Genomic DNA, 633 nt, shown 5'->3' with positions numbered 1-633 from the left:
CGAGGAGTGCCTCGGGGGCGATGCGTGGGAATGGCCCGCGCAACTCGGAACAACCGTCTCGGAGGGAGGGCCACCCATGGCCACGAAGATCGGAATCAACGGTTTTGGTCGCATCGGTCGCTGTGTCGCGCGTGCGATCCTCGCCAACCCCAAGAGCGAGCTGGAGATCGTCGGCATCAACGATCTCACCGACGACGAGACGCTCGCGCACCTGCTCGCGTTTGACTCCGTTCACCGCCGCTTCTCGCAGCCAGTGAAGGCGGTGCAGGGCGGGCTGCAGGTCGGCGACAAGACGATCGCGACGACGTCGGAGCGCGACCCGAAGAAGCTTCCGTGGAAGGATCTCGGGGCGGAGATCATCCTCGAGTGCACGGGCATCTTCCGTGGCAAGTCGACCGCGATCGCGCACGTGGAAGCGGGCGCGAAGCGCGTGATCATCAGCGCGCCGGGCAAGGACGACGTCGACGCGACGTTCTGCGTCGGCATCAACACCGACGGCTACGATCCGGCCAAGCACGTGGTGGTCTCGAACGCGAGCTGCACGACGAACTGCCTCGCGCCGGTCGCGAAGGTGCTGCACGAGAAGCTCGGCATCGTGAAGGGCAACATGCTCACGGTGCACTCGTACACGAA

1 protein-coding gene is annotated in these 633 nt (G+C 65.4%); it reads left to right on the top strand.

Features of this window, described 5'->3' with window-relative positions:
• Positions 1-76: 76 nt before the first annotated feature.
• On the top strand, positions 77-633 hold a 557-nt coding region (locus tag VB775_RS26295), incomplete at its 3' end, for a type I glyceraldehyde-3-phosphate dehydrogenase (RefSeq protein WP_323217194.1).

Origin of the sequence: Pseudanabaena sp. CCNP1317, from assembly GCF_034931345.1 — a bacterium.
In the GTDB taxonomy this organism is placed as follows: Bacteria; Cyanobacteriota; Cyanobacteriia; order Pseudanabaenales; family Pseudanabaenaceae; genus Pseudanabaena; species Pseudanabaena galeata.
This window is presented reverse-complemented; position numbering and strand designations above follow the sequence as displayed.